The organism is Clostridium sp. Marseille-QA1073, assembly GCF_054863625.1.
The window spans coordinates 98,026-116,173 of record NZ_JBSVQM010000014.1 but is presented as its reverse complement, the minus strand read 5'-3'; the positions used below and the strand labels follow the sequence as shown (position 1 = coordinate 116,173).

General features: G+C 28.6%; 13 protein-coding genes and 3 pseudogenes. 5 read left to right on the top strand and 11 right to left on the bottom strand.

The window, feature by feature from the left end:
- From ACY1IQ_RS13560 to ACY1IQ_RS13540, 5 genes and pseudogenes are all read right to left on the bottom strand, one after another.
- The coding region (locus ACY1IQ_RS13560) for an FAD binding domain-containing protein (RefSeq protein ID WP_461614443.1) at nucleotides 1–749 on the bottom strand (749 nt) is incomplete at its 3' end.
- Nucleotides 743–1,217, bottom strand: a pseudogene (locus ACY1IQ_RS13555) ((2Fe-2S)-binding protein). The gene ACY1IQ_RS13560 and the pseudogene ACY1IQ_RS13555, both read right to left, overlap by 7 nt.
- Nucleotides 1,210–2,124, bottom strand: coding sequence for a xanthine dehydrogenase family protein molybdopterin-binding subunit (locus tag ACY1IQ_RS13550; protein ID WP_461614442.1), 915 nt, complete (start codon nucleotides 2,122–2,124; stop codon nucleotides 1,210–1,212). The pseudogene ACY1IQ_RS13555 and the gene ACY1IQ_RS13550 overlap by 8 nt, the downstream one beginning before the upstream one ends.
- Nucleotides 2,078–3,348, bottom strand: a pseudogene (locus ACY1IQ_RS13545) (xanthine dehydrogenase family protein molybdopterin-binding subunit). Before ACY1IQ_RS13545 ends, ACY1IQ_RS13550 begins: the two are co-directional and overlap by 47 nt.
- Before the next feature lie 1,102 nt (nucleotides 3,349–4,450).
- Nucleotides 4,451–5,593: a MalY/PatB family protein gene (locus ACY1IQ_RS13540; RefSeq protein ID WP_461614441.1), complete on the bottom strand. Its 1,143-nt coding sequence runs from the start codon at nucleotides 5,591–5,593 to the stop codon at nucleotides 4,451–4,453.
- Nucleotides 5,594–5,874: 281 nt separating this feature from the next.
- Between ACY1IQ_RS13540 and ACY1IQ_RS13535 the strand changes: the two genes are divergently transcribed.
- The 3 genes from ACY1IQ_RS13535 to ACY1IQ_RS13525 are packed head-to-tail and all read left to right on the top strand — an operon-like array spanning nucleotide 5,875 to nucleotide 10,015.
- The gene (locus ACY1IQ_RS13535) at nucleotides 5,875–6,354 is read left to right on the top strand and encodes an NADH-quinone oxidoreductase subunit NuoE family protein (protein WP_461614440.1); all 480 of its coding nucleotides are present in this window, start codon (nucleotides 5,875–5,877) and stop codon (nucleotides 6,352–6,354) included.
- Between the two features lie 11 nt (nucleotides 6,355–6,365).
- Nucleotides 6,366–8,261 carry an NADH-ubiquinone oxidoreductase-F iron-sulfur binding region domain-containing protein gene (locus ACY1IQ_RS13530; RefSeq protein ID WP_461614439.1) on the top strand — a complete coding sequence of 632 codons (1,896 nt, stop codon included), beginning with the start codon at nucleotides 6,366–6,368 and terminating at the stop codon, nucleotides 8,259–8,261.
- 20 nt (nucleotides 8,262–8,281) lie between these two features.
- The gene (locus ACY1IQ_RS13525; RefSeq protein ID WP_461614438.1) at nucleotides 8,282–10,015 is read left to right on the top strand and encodes an NADH-dependent [FeFe] hydrogenase, group A6; all 1,734 of its coding nucleotides are present in this window, start codon (nucleotides 8,282–8,284) and stop codon (nucleotides 10,013–10,015) included.
- Nucleotides 10,016–10,111: 96 nt separating this feature from the next.
- Here ACY1IQ_RS13525 and hydF read toward each other — a convergent pair whose 3' ends face one another.
- From hydF to ACY1IQ_RS13500, 5 genes are all read right to left on the bottom strand, one after another.
- Nucleotides 10,112–11,305 carry a [FeFe] hydrogenase H-cluster maturation GTPase HydF gene (gene hydF, locus ACY1IQ_RS13520; protein WP_461614437.1) on the bottom strand — a complete coding sequence of 398 codons (1,194 nt, stop codon included), beginning with the start codon at nucleotides 11,303–11,305 and terminating at the stop codon, nucleotides 10,112–10,114.
- A gap of 20 nt (nucleotides 11,306–11,325) precedes the next feature.
- Nucleotides 11,326–12,723 carry a [FeFe] hydrogenase H-cluster radical SAM maturase HydG gene (hydG, locus tag ACY1IQ_RS13515; RefSeq protein ID WP_461614436.1) on the bottom strand — a complete coding sequence of 466 codons (1,398 nt, stop codon included), beginning with the start codon at nucleotides 12,721–12,723 and terminating at the stop codon, nucleotides 11,326–11,328.
- Nucleotides 12,724–12,736: 13 nt separating this feature from the next.
- The gene (locus ACY1IQ_RS13510; protein ID WP_461614435.1) at nucleotides 12,737–12,898 is read right to left on the bottom strand and encodes a hypothetical protein; all 162 of its coding nucleotides are present in this window, start codon (nucleotides 12,896–12,898) and stop codon (nucleotides 12,737–12,739) included.
- A 229-nt stretch (nucleotides 12,899–13,127) separates the two neighbouring features.
- Complete coding sequence (locus tag ACY1IQ_RS13505; RefSeq protein WP_461614434.1) at nucleotides 13,128–13,724, bottom strand: LysO family transporter; 597 nt, start codon at nucleotides 13,722–13,724, stop codon at nucleotides 13,128–13,130.
- Complete coding sequence (locus ACY1IQ_RS13500; protein ID WP_069187782.1) at nucleotides 13,725–14,054, bottom strand: LysO family transporter; 330 nt, start codon at nucleotides 14,052–14,054, stop codon at nucleotides 13,725–13,727. It abuts the gene before it with no gap.
- Nucleotides 14,055–14,200: 146 nt separating this feature from the next.
- Here ACY1IQ_RS13500 and ACY1IQ_RS13495 point away from each other — a divergent pair, with 146 nt between their 5' ends.
- Nucleotides 14,201–15,022, top strand: a complete 822-nt coding sequence (locus ACY1IQ_RS13495) for a hypothetical protein (RefSeq protein ID WP_461614433.1) — start codon at nucleotides 14,201–14,203, stop codon at nucleotides 15,020–15,022.
- Nucleotides 15,023–15,296: 274 nt separating this feature from the next.
- On the opposite strand, the pseudogene ACY1IQ_RS13490 reads toward ACY1IQ_RS13495, so the two are convergent.
- A pseudogene (locus ACY1IQ_RS13490) lies at nucleotides 15,297–17,213 on the bottom strand (FAD-dependent oxidoreductase); the annotation flags it as partial.
- Between the two features lie 367 nt (nucleotides 17,214–17,580).
- On the opposite strand from ACY1IQ_RS13490, the gene ACY1IQ_RS13485 reads away from it, so the two are divergent.
- Nucleotides 17,581–18,141, top strand: coding sequence for a hemerythrin domain-containing protein (locus tag ACY1IQ_RS13485; RefSeq protein WP_461614432.1), 561 nt, complete (start codon nucleotides 17,581–17,583; stop codon nucleotides 18,139–18,141).
- Nucleotides 18,142–18,148 lie beyond the last annotated feature (7 nt).

The following is an 18,148-nucleotide window of genomic DNA, read 5'->3' as shown; positions in this document are numbered from 1 at the left end:
ATCTCTTTATATCGTTCTATTATTTCTTCTAACTTTGCCTTTGCTTCCAATTTACTTAAACTAATAAATGAACACTCTAAATCTCTATCATTTACAATAATTGGAGACACTGCTCCCAATGCTATTCTTATGTCTTTTACTATGTCATCTTCTATTTTATAAAATCCTATAAATGAAACTTTAGCTAGTGCTGTAGATTTTCTAGTGCCTACTTTATGATAATAATAATCAGTAAAATTATAATTTTCTATAATAATTTCCTTTAATATCTCATTATTTTTTAATATTGTTTTTCCTGGTCCAACTATCAATTCTTTTATGGTAATTTTCCTTTCTCCATTACTATTAGCTATAACGACTTTACTCCCTAATGCATATAGTAGGGGTAAAATATCTGCCGCTGGCGAGCTATTACAAATGTTTCCTCCAATTGTTGCAATATTCCTAGTTCCAATTGACCCCATTTCTTTTATAACATCTTTAAGATATTGAGGAATCATATTATTTCTTTCTAACTCCCCCAATTTGCAGTAACTTCCAATAACTAAATCATTATCTTCTACTTTTATTTCTTTTAATTCAGGTAAATGACTTATAAACAATACTTGTTCTTCAAAATTAGGTATCAATCCAGACCATCGTTTCTTTCTAACCATAAGATCTGTTCCGTCTGCTAATATAATACATTCTTCCTTATTCAATATGTCTAATGCTTCTTTTAAAGTATTGGGCCTATAACAATTTACCATAAACCCTCACCTCTTTTAGATGCTAATTTTACTGCCTCTACTATCATGTTATACCCAGTACATCTACATAGATTTCCTGATATACCTCTTCTTATATCCTCTTCCTTAGGATTAGGATTATTAGTTAAAAGCGCTTCAGCTGCCATTATCATTCCAGGTGTACAAAAACCACATTGTACTGCTCCTGCATCCTCAAAAGCTTGTCCTAAGATTTCAAATCGATTAGTTAATTTTAATCCTTCTATAGTTAAAACTTCCATGTTTTCTAAATTACCAATAGGTACTAGGCAGGAATTTACTAGTCTTTTATTTATTATAACCGAGCAGGCTCCGCATTCACCTTGGCCACACCCTTCTTTAACTCCAGTTATATTGAATTCTTCTCTTACTACATCAATTAATCTTTTTAATGGATTACATTCTAAAAACAATTTTCTTATTATTCAATACAAAACTTACTTTATTCACTACCCATCACCTCCATTAGATACTCTGGATTAACTAGTATTTTATTTATATCTTTTCCTATAGCATTTTTAACTGCCAAAGCATAAGCTACAGGTGCACCTACAAAAGTTAATTCTCCTGCACTTTTAGCTCCAAAAGGTCCATTATCATAAGGATTATTTATAAGTTCACTTTTAATATTAGGGAAATCTAAAGCTGTAGGTATAACATAATTCGTATTAGTTCTTTGAATAAGTTGACCATTCTTACATTCCATAACTTCAATAGAGCCATGTCCTAATCCTTGGATAATACCTCCATCTATTTGACCTTTAATTATTTTTTCATCAATTGCAATGCCAACATCATATACTGCATATATCTCTTTAACATTCACTTCATAAGTAATAGGATTAACTTGTACCTCTACAACATTAACACCCCATGAATATTGATTGTAAGCATCTCTCTGAAAAGTTTCATCATTCCAATAAAATCCTTCATGGAACTTATATTTAGTAGTAACCTCGACTTCTTTAGTATTTTCCCATTTTTCTTTTAATTCCTTGGATGCTTCCTGCAATAGCTTTCCTACAACCATTATAGTTCTAGAAGCAACTGTAGGTCCTGAATCTGGTACTCTATCTGTATCAGGATTAATAATAATAACTGCTTCAATTGGCATATCTAATTCCGTAGCAACAATTTTTCTTAAAGTAGTATGAACACCTTGCCCCATTTCCACATTAGAAATAAGTATTTCCACAGTATCATCTGTGTACTTCTTAAGTTTAACCACTGCCTTTATATGGTCTCTCTCCCCACTTCCTGTAAATCCTCCCCCATGAAAAAATAGTGATAAACCTATGCCTCTATAATTATTATTTAAAGTCTTTAATTTTCTTACTATAATTATTAAGTTCTTCAACTCTTTCAATCAAATTATTTAATGGTACATATCCTCTAAAAATTCCTCCAGTTGAAGATAAATCTCCTTGATTAAGTAGGTTCATTTTTTTAAATTCCAAAGTATCAACACCTAATTCATTAGCCATATAATCAATATGCATTTCTAATGCAAATATGCTTTGAGGCTCTCCAAATCCCCTAAAGCCTCCATTTGGAACTGTATTTGTAGCTAGTGCCTTCCCTTTTACCCTTAAATTTGGAATATTATATACTCCTGTGATTGTAAACATAGCTCTTTGAAGCACTATGTTTGAAAGCCCTGAATAAGCACCGCCATTTAAAATTATATCTGCATCCATTCCTATAATTTTATTATTTTCATCTACTAAAGTAGTTAATTTGATTTTTGATGGATGCCTTTTAGTTGAACATTCTATATCTTCATCTCTTTCAAAAATAAGTATTACTGTTTTTTTGCTTTCATAGCAGCCGCTGCCACTTGACCGCCTGTCAATGAAGGATATTCTTCTTTACCTCCAAAAGCTCCCCCAGTTGTAGATTGAATTATTTGAACCTTATCTTCAGCTAATCCCATAGCTTCAATTACTACATCTTTTACAAAATAAGGACATTGCATTGATCCAATAACAGTAACTTTATGAGTTTCTTCATCATAAGTAGCAGCAATACCTTGAGCCTCTAAATATACATGCTCTTGATATCCAGTTTTATATTCTCTGCTAAACACCTTATGAGATGAACTGTAAGCACTATCTATAGTTCCTTTTTTATAGGAGTAATTTGCAAAACAATTATCATCTTTATATATAGGAATTTTATCTTTACTATTCTCACTCTCTTCTATAGTAAAAATAGGTTCCATTTCCTCATATTCAATTTCTATTTTATTGATAATATCTAATATTTTCTCTTTATCTTTGCCAACTATAAGAGTGATTGGCTCTCCTATATAATTAACTATCTCATCAGCAAAAAAAGGCATATCATAAAACATTATTTTTACTCTATTTTTTCCAGCTATATCATTTTTATCAACTATAAAATATCCCTCTGGCATTGTCGGATATTTTATATTTACTATTTTTGCTCTTGCTTTAGTTAATCTTAAGGTTTTTGCGTATAAAGAATTCTCTAATTTAATATCTGATATATATTTAGCCTCACCACTTATTTTCTCTTTTGCATCAAATCTATTTATTGGAGTGCTTATATATTTGCTCAAAATTACACCTCCACAACACTCTATATTAGAATTCTATATATAAACTTCTATATTTTTTCAATATCCTATTACAATCTTTAATTATATCTATATCATGAAATTTTCTTTCACAATCTACTTCTATAATAGTAAATTTTAAAATTTACTATTATCTCCTAAATTAACTAATTTATTATTAGTTAAAATTTCATCTTTACAGTATTATTCAGTAAAATAGAATCTTCTTTATAAAAAGTATAATTATTATAATTTAAAGTCGTTAAAGTATCCATTCAAATCATACCTAATTTCTTATAAATATATCCCTACTTCTAACATGATAAGTGAAAATGGCTTTAATACTATTTTCTATACTATTCAATATAAATCAAAGTACTATAAAGTCACTCCTCTTTTGTAAGCTTGCTATCTAAATTCCAGCACAATTGTTTTAATATTTCTTTAATATTTTCATTTATTAAAGACTCTTCCATAGATGAATTTTTATTATCTTATTTTCAAATAATACATATGATTTATTTTTAAAACTTTCAAAATCATATAATATAGCGTTTATGATTACTTTCATCTAAAATACGCCTTGGTAATTTTATAAAATTAGCTATAAAAAGTTAAATTTAAAACATTACTATTAAATGAAATTTTAAAAGTTAAAATTAGATTGTTGATATCCCTCTTATATATTTTAATTTAAATTTCATAATTATATTACATTTATGATAAATTTTGGATTTAATTAACAATTTTTATTAATATCTTATAAATTTAATGTTTATTTCATATTCTAGTTTACTTTAAAATTTAATGTTCTTAATTTTAATTATGTTAACTAATTTTACGAAATTTGCCTGATTCGTCACTCCTTAAATATAAAAATAAGTTTAAAATAACATATTTTTTACATAAATAAAAGGCTCTTCTTAAAATTATAGAAGAACCATTTTACTTATATTAATCTATGATTATTTTTACAATTTTTTCAGAACTTTTGTCATCTGAGTTATTATTAATAATTATATATTTCCTTAATATGTTTCTATTATTTATATATACAAAAATTATAATAAAATTTTATTTTAACTTATCAACTTCTTTTTTAATTCTATTTAGCTTCATCAATAATTTTTTTAGAACATGCTATATTCATTCTCATAAAATATTTTCCTTCTTGCCCAAATATACTTCCTTCATCAAGACCTAGTCTACATTTTCTAATAAAAAATTCTTTAATTTCTTTTTCATTCATGTTTAAATTAGAACAGTCTAGCCAAATTATAAAAGTTCCCTGTGGTTTTATAACTTTTATTTTTGGTATATAATTTTCAATAAAATCTATTATATAATTTAAACTTTTTTCTAAATATATCATTAATTGAGATAACCAATCATCACAATGATAGTATGATGCTTTTAAAGCCTCTATCCCAAATACATTTGCACCAAATACAGCATTATTTTCTAAAGTAACCTTAAATCTTTTCCTCAATTCTTTATTTGGAATAATAATATTAGAAACTTGTAATCCTGCAATATTAAAAGTTTTGCTTGGAGCAGTGCAAATAATAGAATTTTGTGCAAAAGTTTCACTAATTGAAGCAATTACTGTGTGATTGTATCCACTGTATATTAAATCAAAATGTATGTCATCAGATACTATAATTATATTATTATCTATACATATTTCACCTAAAATCTTTAACTCTTCTAAAGTCCAAACTCTTCCTACTGGATTATGAGGATTACATAAAAATAACAACTTAGTTCTTGGAGTTATTTTTCTTTTTAAATCATCAAAATCCATAGTATAATTATTATTTTCATACTTTAATGGGTTATTAACAATAGTTCTTCCATTAAATTTAATTACTTTTGAAAATGGTGCATATACCGGCGTTTGTATTATTATTTCATCTCCTTGGGAGGAAAATGCTTGAACTGCATAATTTAGTGCCGAAACAACGCCTGGAGTAAAGCATATCCATTCTTTCTTTATATTCCAATTATGCTTATTTTTCATCCAATAAATTATAGCATCATAATAACTATCTTCAAACTTAGCATATCCTAATATAGGATGCTCTGCTCTGTGTTTTATAGCCTTAATTATAGGTTCAGCTACTTGAAAATCCATATCCGCAACCCACATAGGAATTAAATCTTCTACTCCAAATCGTTCTTTTAACCCATCAAATTTAACACATCCTGTATTTTTTCGATCTATACTTTCATCAAAATTATAAATCATGCCATCCCCTCCTTTGTATTTTATATAAATTATATCATAGATACTTTTGAAGTTTTAATTTATTATCTAAAAATTTATTTTATCATCTATAAAAAACTTTACATTTTAATTATTCATAATATATAATATTTTTAAATTAATTTTCATAATATTTTAAATGTTCCGTCATAGTATATTACATATTCTAAATTCTTTACGTAATGAAATATGCTATTTTTTAAAGATTTCATATTTTATTGTTAAAAAGATAACATTAATTAAATTATAAGGAGGTTTTTTAATTGTGCTGTTGTTATGAAAAAGATGAAAAATTTTTAGAGTTAGAAACATTTATAGACTCACTTCCTAATAAAAAAGGTGCACTTATAGAAGTTTTGCACAAAGCACAAAGTATATTTGGATATTTATCTGAAGAAGTTCAGCTTTTTGTTTCTAAAAAACTGGACATTCCTGCTTCTAAAGTATTTGGGGTAGTTACATTTTATTCATTTTTTAAAACTCAGCCTCAGGGAGAGTATGTCATAAATGTATGCTTAGGTACTGCTTGTTTTGTTAGAGGTGCTGGTGACGTTCTAAAGGAGTTTGAAAATCAGTTGGGTATAGCTTGTGGTAAGACTACAGAAGATATGAAATTCACTTTAGGTTCTTTAAGATGTGTTGGAGCTTGTGGACTTGCACCTGTGGTATCTGTTAATGATAAAGTTTATGGTCATGTAACAGTGGACAAGGTTTCACAAATCCTTAGGGAATATACTAATTAGGAGGCGGTATCTTGAATAAAATAGCTTCATTTGAAGAACTAAAAAAAATTCATAATGATAACAAAAACTTATTAAATATAAGAAAATCTACTGGCTGTGACAATTATAATTATAGTAAAGATCAATATAGAAAAGTTATATTAATTTGTGGTGGAACTGGTTGTAAATCTGCTGAAAGTGATCTAATTAAAGAAAATCTAATTAAAGAAATTAAAGATTTTGGTCTTTCAAAAGAGATCTTTGTAACTACAACTGGCTGTTTTGGATTTTGTGAAAAAGGTCCTATAGTAAAGATTACTCCTGATGATGTCTTTTATGTTCATGTTTCTCCAAAAGATACTAGAGAAATTGTAGAATCTCATTTAGTTAATGGTGAGATCATAGAAAGATTATTATATGAGGAGCCTACCATAAGTAAAAAAGTTAGAACACAGGATGAAATGACATTTTATAAAAAGCAAGTAAGAATTGCTTTAAGGAATTGTGGATTAATAGATCCTGAGAATATACAAGAATATATTGCTGAAAATGGATATCTTGCTCTTGGAAGATCTTTAACAGAATTGGGTCAAGATGGGGTTATAAATATAATTAATGATTCTGGACTACGTGGTAGAGGTGGTGGTGGCTTCTCTACTGGTAAAAAATGGCATATGGCTAAAAATTATAAATCTGATGAAAAATATATAATTTGTAATGCAGATGAAGGTGATCCCGGAGCATTTATGGATCGTTCTATATTAGAAGGTGATCCTCATAGTGTTATAGAGGCAATGGCAATCGCCGCTTATGCAATTGGAGCTTCTATTGGCTGTGTTTATATAAGAGCTGAATACCCTCTTGCTATAAGTAGATTGCAAATTGCAATTAAGCAAGCAAGAGAATTAGGATTATTAGGGAAAAATATTTTAAATACTGATTTTAACTTTGACATACAAATTAAATATGGTGCTGGTGCCTTTGTATGCGGTGAAGAAACTGCATTAATTCACTCTATTGAAGGTGAAAGAGGAGAACCTACCAATAAACCTCCCTTTCCTGCCGAATCAGGGTTATGGTGTAAACCAACATGCGTTAATAATGTAGAAACTCTTGCTTCTATACCTGTAATTATAAACAAAGGTGCTGATTGGTATAATAAAATTGGTACAACCACCTCTAAAGGCACTAAAGTTTTTGCGTTAGCAGGTAAAATAAATAATGTTGGGCTAGTTGAAGTACCAATGGGTACAACATTGAATGAAATAATATATGACATTGGCGGAGGTATTAAAAACAACCGTAAGTTTAAAGCAGTACAAACTGGTGGTCCATCTGGTGGATGCATTCCTGCTCAATATCTTAATACTCCTATAGATTACGAATCCTTAAATTCTATTGGCTCAATGATGGGCTCCGGCGGAATGATAGTTATGGATGAAGATAATTGTATGGTAGATATAGCGAAATTTTATCTTGAATTCACAAGAGAGGAATCTTGTGGTAAATGTACTCCTTGTAGAATTGGAACTACTCGTTTATTGGAAATGTTAGATAGAATTTCTAAAGGAAAAGGCGATGCTGAAACTCTTGAAAGATTAAAGGAACTTTCAGAGATTATTAAAGATACCTCATTATGCGGTCTTGGACAAACTGCGCCTAATCCTATATTAAGCACTATGAAATATTTTATGAATGAGTATGAAGCTCATGTATTTGATAAAACTTGTCCTTCAGGAGTTTGCAAGGATTTACTTAAATATGTAATTACAGATAAATGTATAGGATGTACTAAATGTGCAAGGCAATGTCCAGTAAATTGTATTTCTGGTAAAGTAAAAGTTCGTCATAGCATAAATCAAGAAAAATGCATAAAGTGTGGTAACTGTAAGACAAGTTGTCCCGTTGATGCTATTGTCCTTAAATAATATAGAAAAGGGGTATAAAAATGAGTTTAGTTTCACTTAAAATAAACGATATAGATGTATCTATTCAAGAAGGTTCAACAGTGCTAGATGCTGCTAAAAAACTTAATATAAATATACCAAATTTATGTTATTTAAAATTGCATGATGATAAAACAAAAAACCAACCTGCTTCCTGTAGAGTTTGTGTAGTTGAAATAGAGGGAAGAAGAAATCTTGCACCAGCTTGTTCCACAATAGTCCAAAATGGTATGGTAGTAAAAACTAATACTGCTAGAGCAATTGCTTCTCGTAGAGCAGTAGTGGAATTATTGCTTTCAGATCATCCACAAAATTGCTTGCTTTGTCATAAAAGCATGCATTGTGAACTTCAAAAATTGGCAGCTGATTTAGGTATAAGGGAAATACCCTACTTTGGCGAGATGTCTACTTATCCCTTAGATACATCAAGTAATTCAATTGTTAGAGATTTAGATAAATGTATATTGTGTAGAAGATGCACCACTATGTGTGATGTAGTTCAAACTGTAGGGGTATTGAGTGCTGTAGAAAGAGGATTTCAAACTGTTATCTCTCCTGCTTTTGGCGAACCTATGACAGAGACAAGCTGTACTTTCTGCGGTCAATGCGTTTCTGTTTGTCCAACTGGTGCACTAACTGAAGTGGATAACACTTCAAAGGTTTGGAGAGCAATAAATCAAAAGAATAAGATTGTAGTCGTTCAAACGGCACCTGCAATACGGGCAGCACTAGGAGAAGAATTTGGTATAGATGATGATAACCCTGTTACAGGAAAAATGGTTTCAGCGCTAAGAAAAATTGGTTTTGATTATGTGTTTGATACTAATTTTGGTGCAGACCTCACTATTATGGAAGAAGCTTCTGAATTTATTCATAGATTTAAAAATGATGGAAAACTTCCTATGTTAACAAGTTGTTGCCCTGGATGGGTTTCATTCTTTGAACATCAATTCCACGATTTATTAGACGTACCTTCAACCTGTAAATCTCCTCAACAAATGTGGGGAGCTATTGCTAAAACCTACTGGGCTGAGAAGATGAATATTGATCCTAAAAACTTAGTAGTTGTTTCAGTAATGCCTTGTCTTGCTAAAAAATATGAAGCTTCAAGGCCAGAAATGTCTAGAAATGGAATTCCAGATGTTGATATTGTTATTAGTACAAGGGAACTGGCAAAAATGATAAGAGAAGCTGGAATTAACTTAACATCCTTAGATGAAGATATCTTTGATAATCCATTAGGTGAATCTACTGGTGCTGGTACAATCTTTGGTGCTAGCGGTGGAGTTATGGAGGCTGCATTACGTACAGCATATGAATGGATTACTAAAGAAGAACTTTTAAATTTAGACTTTACTTCTGTTAGAGGTTTAGACGGTGTTAAAGAAGCTACTATAAAAATTAAAGATATTTATGTTAATGTAGCTATTGCAAGCGGTCTTGGAAATGCAAGAAGCTTACTTGAAAAAATTAGAAATGGTACTGCTAATTATCATTTAATCGAAATAATGGCATGTCCTGGAGGTTGTATTAATGGAGGTGGTCAACCTTATTCTAAAGACGATACTTCTATTCTTGAAAAACGTAGAGCTGCATTATATAAAGAGGATAAAAATAAGTCTATAAGAAAATCTCATGAAAATCCATATATCATAAAACTTTATGATGAGTTTTTAGGAGAGCCTTATAGTAAAAAATCTCATGAGCTTCTCCATACCCATTATAGTAAAAAATAATAGTTAAATTTACGGAAATTTTATTAAAGACTAACAATAAAAATTGTTAGTCTTTAAAATCCTATACAATATTACTTAATTATGCATTAGTCTACATTATAATTTAAAGGGTTCTATAACTCTATCTAACATGTCATTTAATTTTGCTATTGCTAATCCAAAATTAGTTATAGATACATTAATATTATTACAGCAATTTATTCTTGACATAAATTGAGCTCTATTAAACATACAAGAACCGCAGTGTATAACCAATTTATATTGTGATAAATCTTTTGGGAAATCACTTCCACTTACATTATGAATTTCTATTCCTTTAACCTTGCTACTTAAAAGTTTAGGAATCTTTTCTCTTGCAATATCCCCTTTTAAGCTATGATGACTACAAGCCTCTGAAATTAATACTTTATCTTCACTTTTAAGCTTATCTATAGTCTTTGCTCCATCTACTAAAGTTTTTAAGTCTCCTTTTTGTCTTGCCATTAAAATAGAAAAAGAAGTCAATGGCACATCCCTAGATATTAATTCATTAATAATTTTAAATACTTGAGAATCTACCACAACTAAATCAGGCTTATTATTTAAAAGCTTTAGAGCTTCTTCTACCTCATCTAAAGCAACTATCGTAGGAATACCATGATGATCTAATATATCTCTTAAAGTTTGTACCTGTGGGAGTATTAATCTCCCTTTTGGAGCTTGAATGTCCTGTGGAGCTACTAATAATACTTTACTCTTAGGTTTAATAATATCCCCTAATATTAATAAGTCGTTTTCTGTTTTAGAAATTATTTTTACTAATTCCTCTTTTAGCTGATTTAAATTATCCTTTTTACTGGCATTAATTTCCATAATTTTAATATCAAATATATTAGATAGATTATGTTTATCTATAGAATTTACATTCTTTCTATTTATAGCACCAATCACAGGAATGTTTTTCTCTTTTAATAAATTATACCAATGTATTTCAATTTCAAAATCCTTAAAACTTTCATCATCAAAAAGTAGTATAGCTACATCAGTTTTTAATAAAACTTCTTTAGTTTTTTCAATGCGAAGCTTTCCAATACCACCTTCATCATCAATACCTGCAGTATCAATGAAAACCACTGGGCCTATTGGATGAAACTCAATAGCTTTATATACCGGATCTGTAGTAGTACCTTTTACTTCGGAAACCAAAGATGTATTTTGGTTAGTTAATCCATTTATAAGAGTAGATTTTCCTACATTTCTCCTTCCAAATACAGATATATGAACTCTATTTGAATTTGGTGTTTGTAACATAATATTAAACTCCTTCTATCTTAAAATCTTAAATCTCTTTCACCTTTTTCAATTTTATTAAGCTTTTCAATAACAGAAGCTTTAATACCTTCATTTTTCATTTCTTTTAATTCTTTATTTATTATATTTTCACCTAAAATTTTTGTTTTTTCTCTACCATAATCTATAATAAATTCTTTTAAAGTTAGTAATGCATTAGGTTGGCACACATTATTTATTTCGCCAGACTTTGCTAATGCCATAAATCTATCACCAGTTCGTCCTTCTCTATAACAAGCAGTACAATAACTTGGAATATATCCACTTTCACATAAACTTTCTATAATTTCTATTGGAGATCTATTATCTCCTAGCTCAAATTGTGGCTTACCCTTTTGATGCTGGTATCCACCTACTCCTGTACAAGAACCACTGCTTATTTGGGAAACCCCTAAGGAAATTACCTCATCTCTAAACTTAGCTTCTTCTCTAGTAGATAATATAATTCCTGCATAAGGCACCGATAATCGTAATACCGCCACTATTTTTTTAAATGCTTCATCGCTAACTAAGTATGGATAATTATCTAAACTTACATTTTCTGCTGTCTTTATTCTTGGAACAGAAATAGTATGAGGGCCAACTCCAGTATCTTTCTCTAAACTTTCTGCATGCATTAACATTGCAATAGTTTCATATTTATAATCATATAATCCATATAGTACTCCTAATCCTATATCATCTATTCCTGCCTCTCTAGCTCTATACATTGCAGTAGTATGATAATCGTAGTCATGCTTAGGTCCATTAGGATGAAATTTTTCATAGCTTTCTTTATGATAAGTCTCTTGAAATAATATATATGTTCCTATATTTGCTTCTTTTAATTTTTTATAATTTTCTACAGTAGTTGCTGCTATATTTACATTTATTCTTCTAATAGATCCATTATCAAATTTTAATGAGTATATATTTTCTATACATTGAAGTACATAGTCAATTGGTGAATTAATAGGATCTTCTCCTACTTCTAATGCAATTCTTTTATGTCCTAAAGCTTCTAAAACTCTTACTTCTTCTTTAAGTTCTTCCATTGTCAGCTTTTTTCTACTAAAATTTTCATTTGAAGATTTGTAACCACAATATTTACAATTGTTAACACAATAATTGCTTACATAAAGTGGCGCAAAAATTACAATTCTCTTACCATATATTTTTTCTTTAACTTCTTTTGCCAGCTTAAATATTTTATTTAATATTTTCTCATCTTCTACATTTAAAAGTACTGCTGCCTCCTTATAACTAAGTCCATTTCCTTCTCTAGCTTTATCTAATAATTTTTCAATAAAATTTACATCTTTTGATTTTTCCAATCCATAATTAATACTTTCTAAAATTTCATCATGAATTATAAAATCTCCCCCACTATATCTCTCCATATATTTCCTCCTATCACTTTATTAAATCTCCTTTGGTATTAAAAACTGTTCTATTAATGCTATGTATAAAATTTTCTTTCTCTTTTACTTCAGTTAATATAACTTTTTCATTTTTAAGATTTTTAGGATATATATCATACAAAGCTCTATATTTATAAGGTTCAACTTTTCTCATAATAACATTTGCTCCTACATTAAAAACTAAAGCTCTATTTTAATATCTATAGTTCTAATTCTATAGTTGCAGGTAACTCTTTTACTACAAAATATTCTCCAATAATAAGTTTTATTGTTCATAGATTAAAAAGCTATAAAACTTGCTATAAATTTATTATATCAAAGCTAAATTTTCTTTTAAATAAATAAGTAGATAATAAAACTTATTTATTATCTACTTGCTTAAATTAAAGATTATAAAAAAATGTAACGCAAACCGGTACTAAGGAGCTTAATATAACTCCATTTATAAATGCTATTACTGCTATTTCTGAGTCTGTAGCTTTTGCTACTAAAGGTAGTGTAGTGTCCATAGAAGTGGCTCCACATGGTGCAATTGCGGAATAATAATTTAGTCTTTTTGCCAATATAGGTATGGATATTACTGCAATTACTTCTCTAAATACATTAGATAAAAAGGCTGTAGCACCTAACTGTGCATTCGCAAGTTCTGTAAGCATAATTCCAGATAAGCTGTACCATCCAAAACCTGAAGCTACTGCTAAGCTTTCATTATACGGCATTCTAAATATTAATCCACTTATAAGTCCTCCAACTAGAGAGCCAAAAATAACTCCTATTGGTATAATGAGAACTTTAATTCCTATAGCTTTTATATCTTTTATTATTTTCTTATTTGATCCAACATCAATTCCTACTAAAAATATAAGTACATATAAACAGATAGATGCAATACTATCTAAATTTTCTATTATACTTTGTGGGAATATAAAATATCCAAATCCGATGCCTAAGATCATTGAAACTATAACAATTATAGTCATTTACATTCCCCCCTCTTCACATTTTTCAACTATAGCTTCTTTTTCTGCTTGAATTGCTTCTTTTTTATCACAAAAAAATTTTTTGCTTAAAAAATACACAACTATTACACTAAAAGCACAAGCTAATAGTGAAAACGTAAAGGATTTCAATCCTATCGATCCTATGTTCCTTATTACCTCTTCATTCGCACCAATTGAGGCTCCCATGAAAAATAGCAAAAATACTACACCTAGTTGTTGTAATTTTCCATTAACTTCCTTTTGTTTTTTTGTCAATGGAATGAAATAGCCTAATATCATTCCTAGTATCAATGCAATCATTATTTTCATATGCATCCCCCTTTCATAAATATTATATCACTTTATCGAAAATTCTAAATAGATTTAATGTAAATAATGTTCTTAACCCAAATAATTGTTCTAAATGTAATAAATACAATATAGAATTTATTATAATACTAAAAGGAGTGAATAAAGTGAGTGATGTGTTTATTCCACTTTATGTAAATAATGATACTATTGTCAGCATGTATAAAATTGCTTTTATAAGATTTAGAGAAATAGATGTTGTTGCAAATAGAAGAGAAATAATTATAAATAGCAACGTTCCTTTAAGTGAACTTACCTGTGGTAAAATTAGCCAAGGTACTGCATTTGTGCAAGTACTACAAGGATTTCTAAATTTGACTTTAGAGGAAGTTACTGCATGCCCCATTACTACTTTTGTAAAACTTCATCAATTACTAACCGAATACAAATTATTAAAAAATATAACTACTATACAAGCATTGGAAAAAGCTAAAATTGGCGATACTATTCAAATAAGTTGTAGAATTCATAAAAGCTCTCAGCTAAAAAAACTTCAAAATTTAATAAATACACTTGAGATAGAAAGTATAGTTAATCCACAAGAAAATATACTAGAAGGCAAGGTTGATAAAAGTGCTCTTTTAAATTTTTTAAAAGATACTTATTCATCTCTTGAAGATAATCATTGCATGGAATATATTTCTGAGCCCTTATTTAATAGTTATAAAGCCATTATTCACCTAGAAAGCAAATATTTAAATGCATATTCTCAATGTTTGGAAAACAAATATGTTACTATAGTTGGGAAAGTAAACTCTATTGATAAGGAAGTAAAAGAACATTCTAAAGATTTATATGAAGATTTGGGACTGAAATTAATGGAAAATAAGCTATTAAGTCTTAATGGATATGATAATGAAAAAGATATTGTGGAAAGTGATAAAATATATAATTATATAGAAATTATACCAATAATGGTATATGTATAATTTTTATTATATTAATTTATAAATTAATATAATATAGCAATAGTACTAATTCCGCTAAAGAAGGAATTTATAGAAGTCTTTTTAAATTGATATTAGAAATACTTTCATATGTAATTCTTAATGTACTAATAAATCTATTTATTAATTCAAATAAAAAGAAATCTATTTCAATTGTTATGTACCTATTATCTATCATATTTGTATTAAAACTAATTTTTACTATATATATAAATAAAGTCGTGACAAATAGTCACGGCTTTATCTCTAATTAAAGCTTTTCTACTTTAGCGGTTACAATACCTTTATCAATTTCTACATGGATTAATTTACACTTATTTCTTTCACAAAAACTTTTCACATCATCTTGAAAATCAGTATCTGAAGATTTTACTGTTAATATTTCTCCTCTGTTTAGTTCTTTTATTTTTTCTTCTAAATTAATTAAAGGATTAGGACAGTGTAATCCACAAACATCTAAAGCAATTTCTTTTTTATTATGATTAATTTTAGTGAAATATTGATTTTCTTGATTATTTATAAACTTTTTAGGAACAAATTTTTCTGCCTTATAGCTTTTATATCCTCCAGTTACGTTTTTCACATTAAAACCATAGTTTTTTAACATTCTTTCTGCTATATAAGCTCTTAACCCTACTGCACAATGTATCCAATATTCCTTAGATTTATCTAACTCAGAAATTTTATCCCTCAACTCATTGACATCTATATGGGTTGAACCATCTATATAACCATTGTCTCGTTCCATTTTAGTTCTAACATCAATTAGAACAACTTTCTCTCTATCTCTTCCATCAACCTCTCTAGGTAATACTATATGACTTTTTCCAGACAATACATTTTCAGCTATATATCCTGCAAAATTTACAGGATCCTTTGCACTAGAATATGGAGGTGCATAGCTTAATTCTAGCTCAGTTAAATCATAAACTGTGCCGCCTAACCTAAGGACTGTAGCAATAACATCTATTCTTTTTTCTATTCCATCGTATCCTACTGCCTGCGCTCCTAAAATTTTTCCTTCATCATTGAATATTAGCTTTAAAGTCATTTGTGTAGCGTCAGGATAATAGGCAGCATGATTATTCGGATGAACATATATTATTTTATATGGAATATTAAATTTATTTAAAGTTCTTTCATTATTTCCTGTAGATGCTGCTGTTAAATCAAAGACCTTTATGACAGAAGTTCCTTGAGTATCTTTATATTGATTTTTATATCCACAAATATTATCTGCTATTATCCTACCCATTTTATTTGCTGGTCCAGCAAGAGGTATAGCGGTTTTATTTTTATTTACAAAATCTACTACTTCTACCGCATCTCCTGCAGCATAAATACCTTTAATATTCGTTTCTAAATACTGATCTACTAAAATATGGCCTTTAGCTCCTAATTCTATTCCACTGCTTTTTAAGAATTCTGTATCTGGAGTAACTCCTATAGCAAGTATCACTAGATCCCCTTCAACGGCTACATTGCTATTTAGTATAGCAGTAATTGAATTTTCATCTCCTTTAAACTCCTTAACTCCATCTTTTAATATTAACTTAATACCTTTATTTTCCAATTCCTTTTCTATTAGTACTACCATATCATCATCTAACGGCGCTAAAATGTGCGGTGCAGCTTCCACCAAAGTTACCTCTAAACCTATTTCTCTTAAGTTTTCAGCCATCTCTATGCCTATATATCCACCACCGATAACAGTGACTTTCTTAACTTTATCACTGTCTATTTCTGCTTTAATTTTATCAGTATCAGGAATATTTCTTAGAGTTTTTATTCTGCTATCTTCTATACCCTTTATTTTAGGTACTATAGGTTTAGCCCCTGGTGATAAAACTAAATAATCAAAACTTTCTTCATAAACTTTATCACCATTTTTCACCTTAACAACTTTATTTCCACTGCTAACTTCAATTACCTCACTATTACTCCTAACATCAATATTAAATCTATCTTTCATCAATTCTTCTTTTGTAACTATAAGTTTATTCCTATCTTTTATAATCTCACCTATATAGTATGGAAGTCCACAGTTAGCAAAGGAAATATAAGGGCCTTTTTCAAACATGATAATTTCAATTTCTTCATCTAATCTTCTTAATCTAGCTGCTGCTGAAGCTCCTCCAGCAACTCCACCTACCACTAATACTTTTTTCATGATTATCAGCCTCTCTTAAAATTATTATTTTTTATAATATAAAATTTCTATAAAGTATTTAAATTTAGAATATCACATTATATTCATATATTCAAATACTACGATTTATTAATTTCTACTGAAATACCTAATTTTATAAACTTATCTTCATTTTATTACGAATTTATACTGTATTAATTTACTTTAATATGTTTTTTCATATCCACTTCTTTAAATTTATTATAACTTAATATTTTTTATAAAATTATAAAAAAGATTCTATATTATTTATTTAATATTGTATTTTATAAAAATTTATGATAAACCTATAAATATAATAGTAAATTTTTATATTAGAATAATAATATTAAAATCTTAGGAGGTAACTATTATGAAAGCGATCGATTTAATGGTAGAGGAACATAATCTTATTGTAAGAATGTTAAAAATAATGAGAAAATTATGTCTTAAGATATTAAATGAAAATACAGTAAGTGTTGAAGACTTTAATATCTGTATAGATTTTATAAAAAATTTTGCTGATAGTCATCATCATAATAAGGAAGAGCTTATATTATTTAAAATTATGGGTGATGCTCTTGGCGAAAGAATAAAAAATGGTCCTATTATGGGTATGCTTGTAGAGCATGATTTAGGAAGACTATATGTAGTTAATTTAGAAAGAGCTATTTCAGATTTTAATAATGGTAATGAAGAGTCTAAATTAGATATAATAGCTAATGCCATAGGATATACGGACTTATTACAAAGACATATTAATAAAGAGAATTCAACTATATATAGCTTTGCAGAAAGAAGCTTATCTAAAGAAAAAATGGATGAATTAAATGAAAGATGTTTTCAACTTGAAAATTCCCCAGATGGCATAAAATCACAACAGAAATATAAGGATGTAGTAAAAGGTTTAGAAAAAAAGCTAGCTTCAAGCTAGCTTTTCT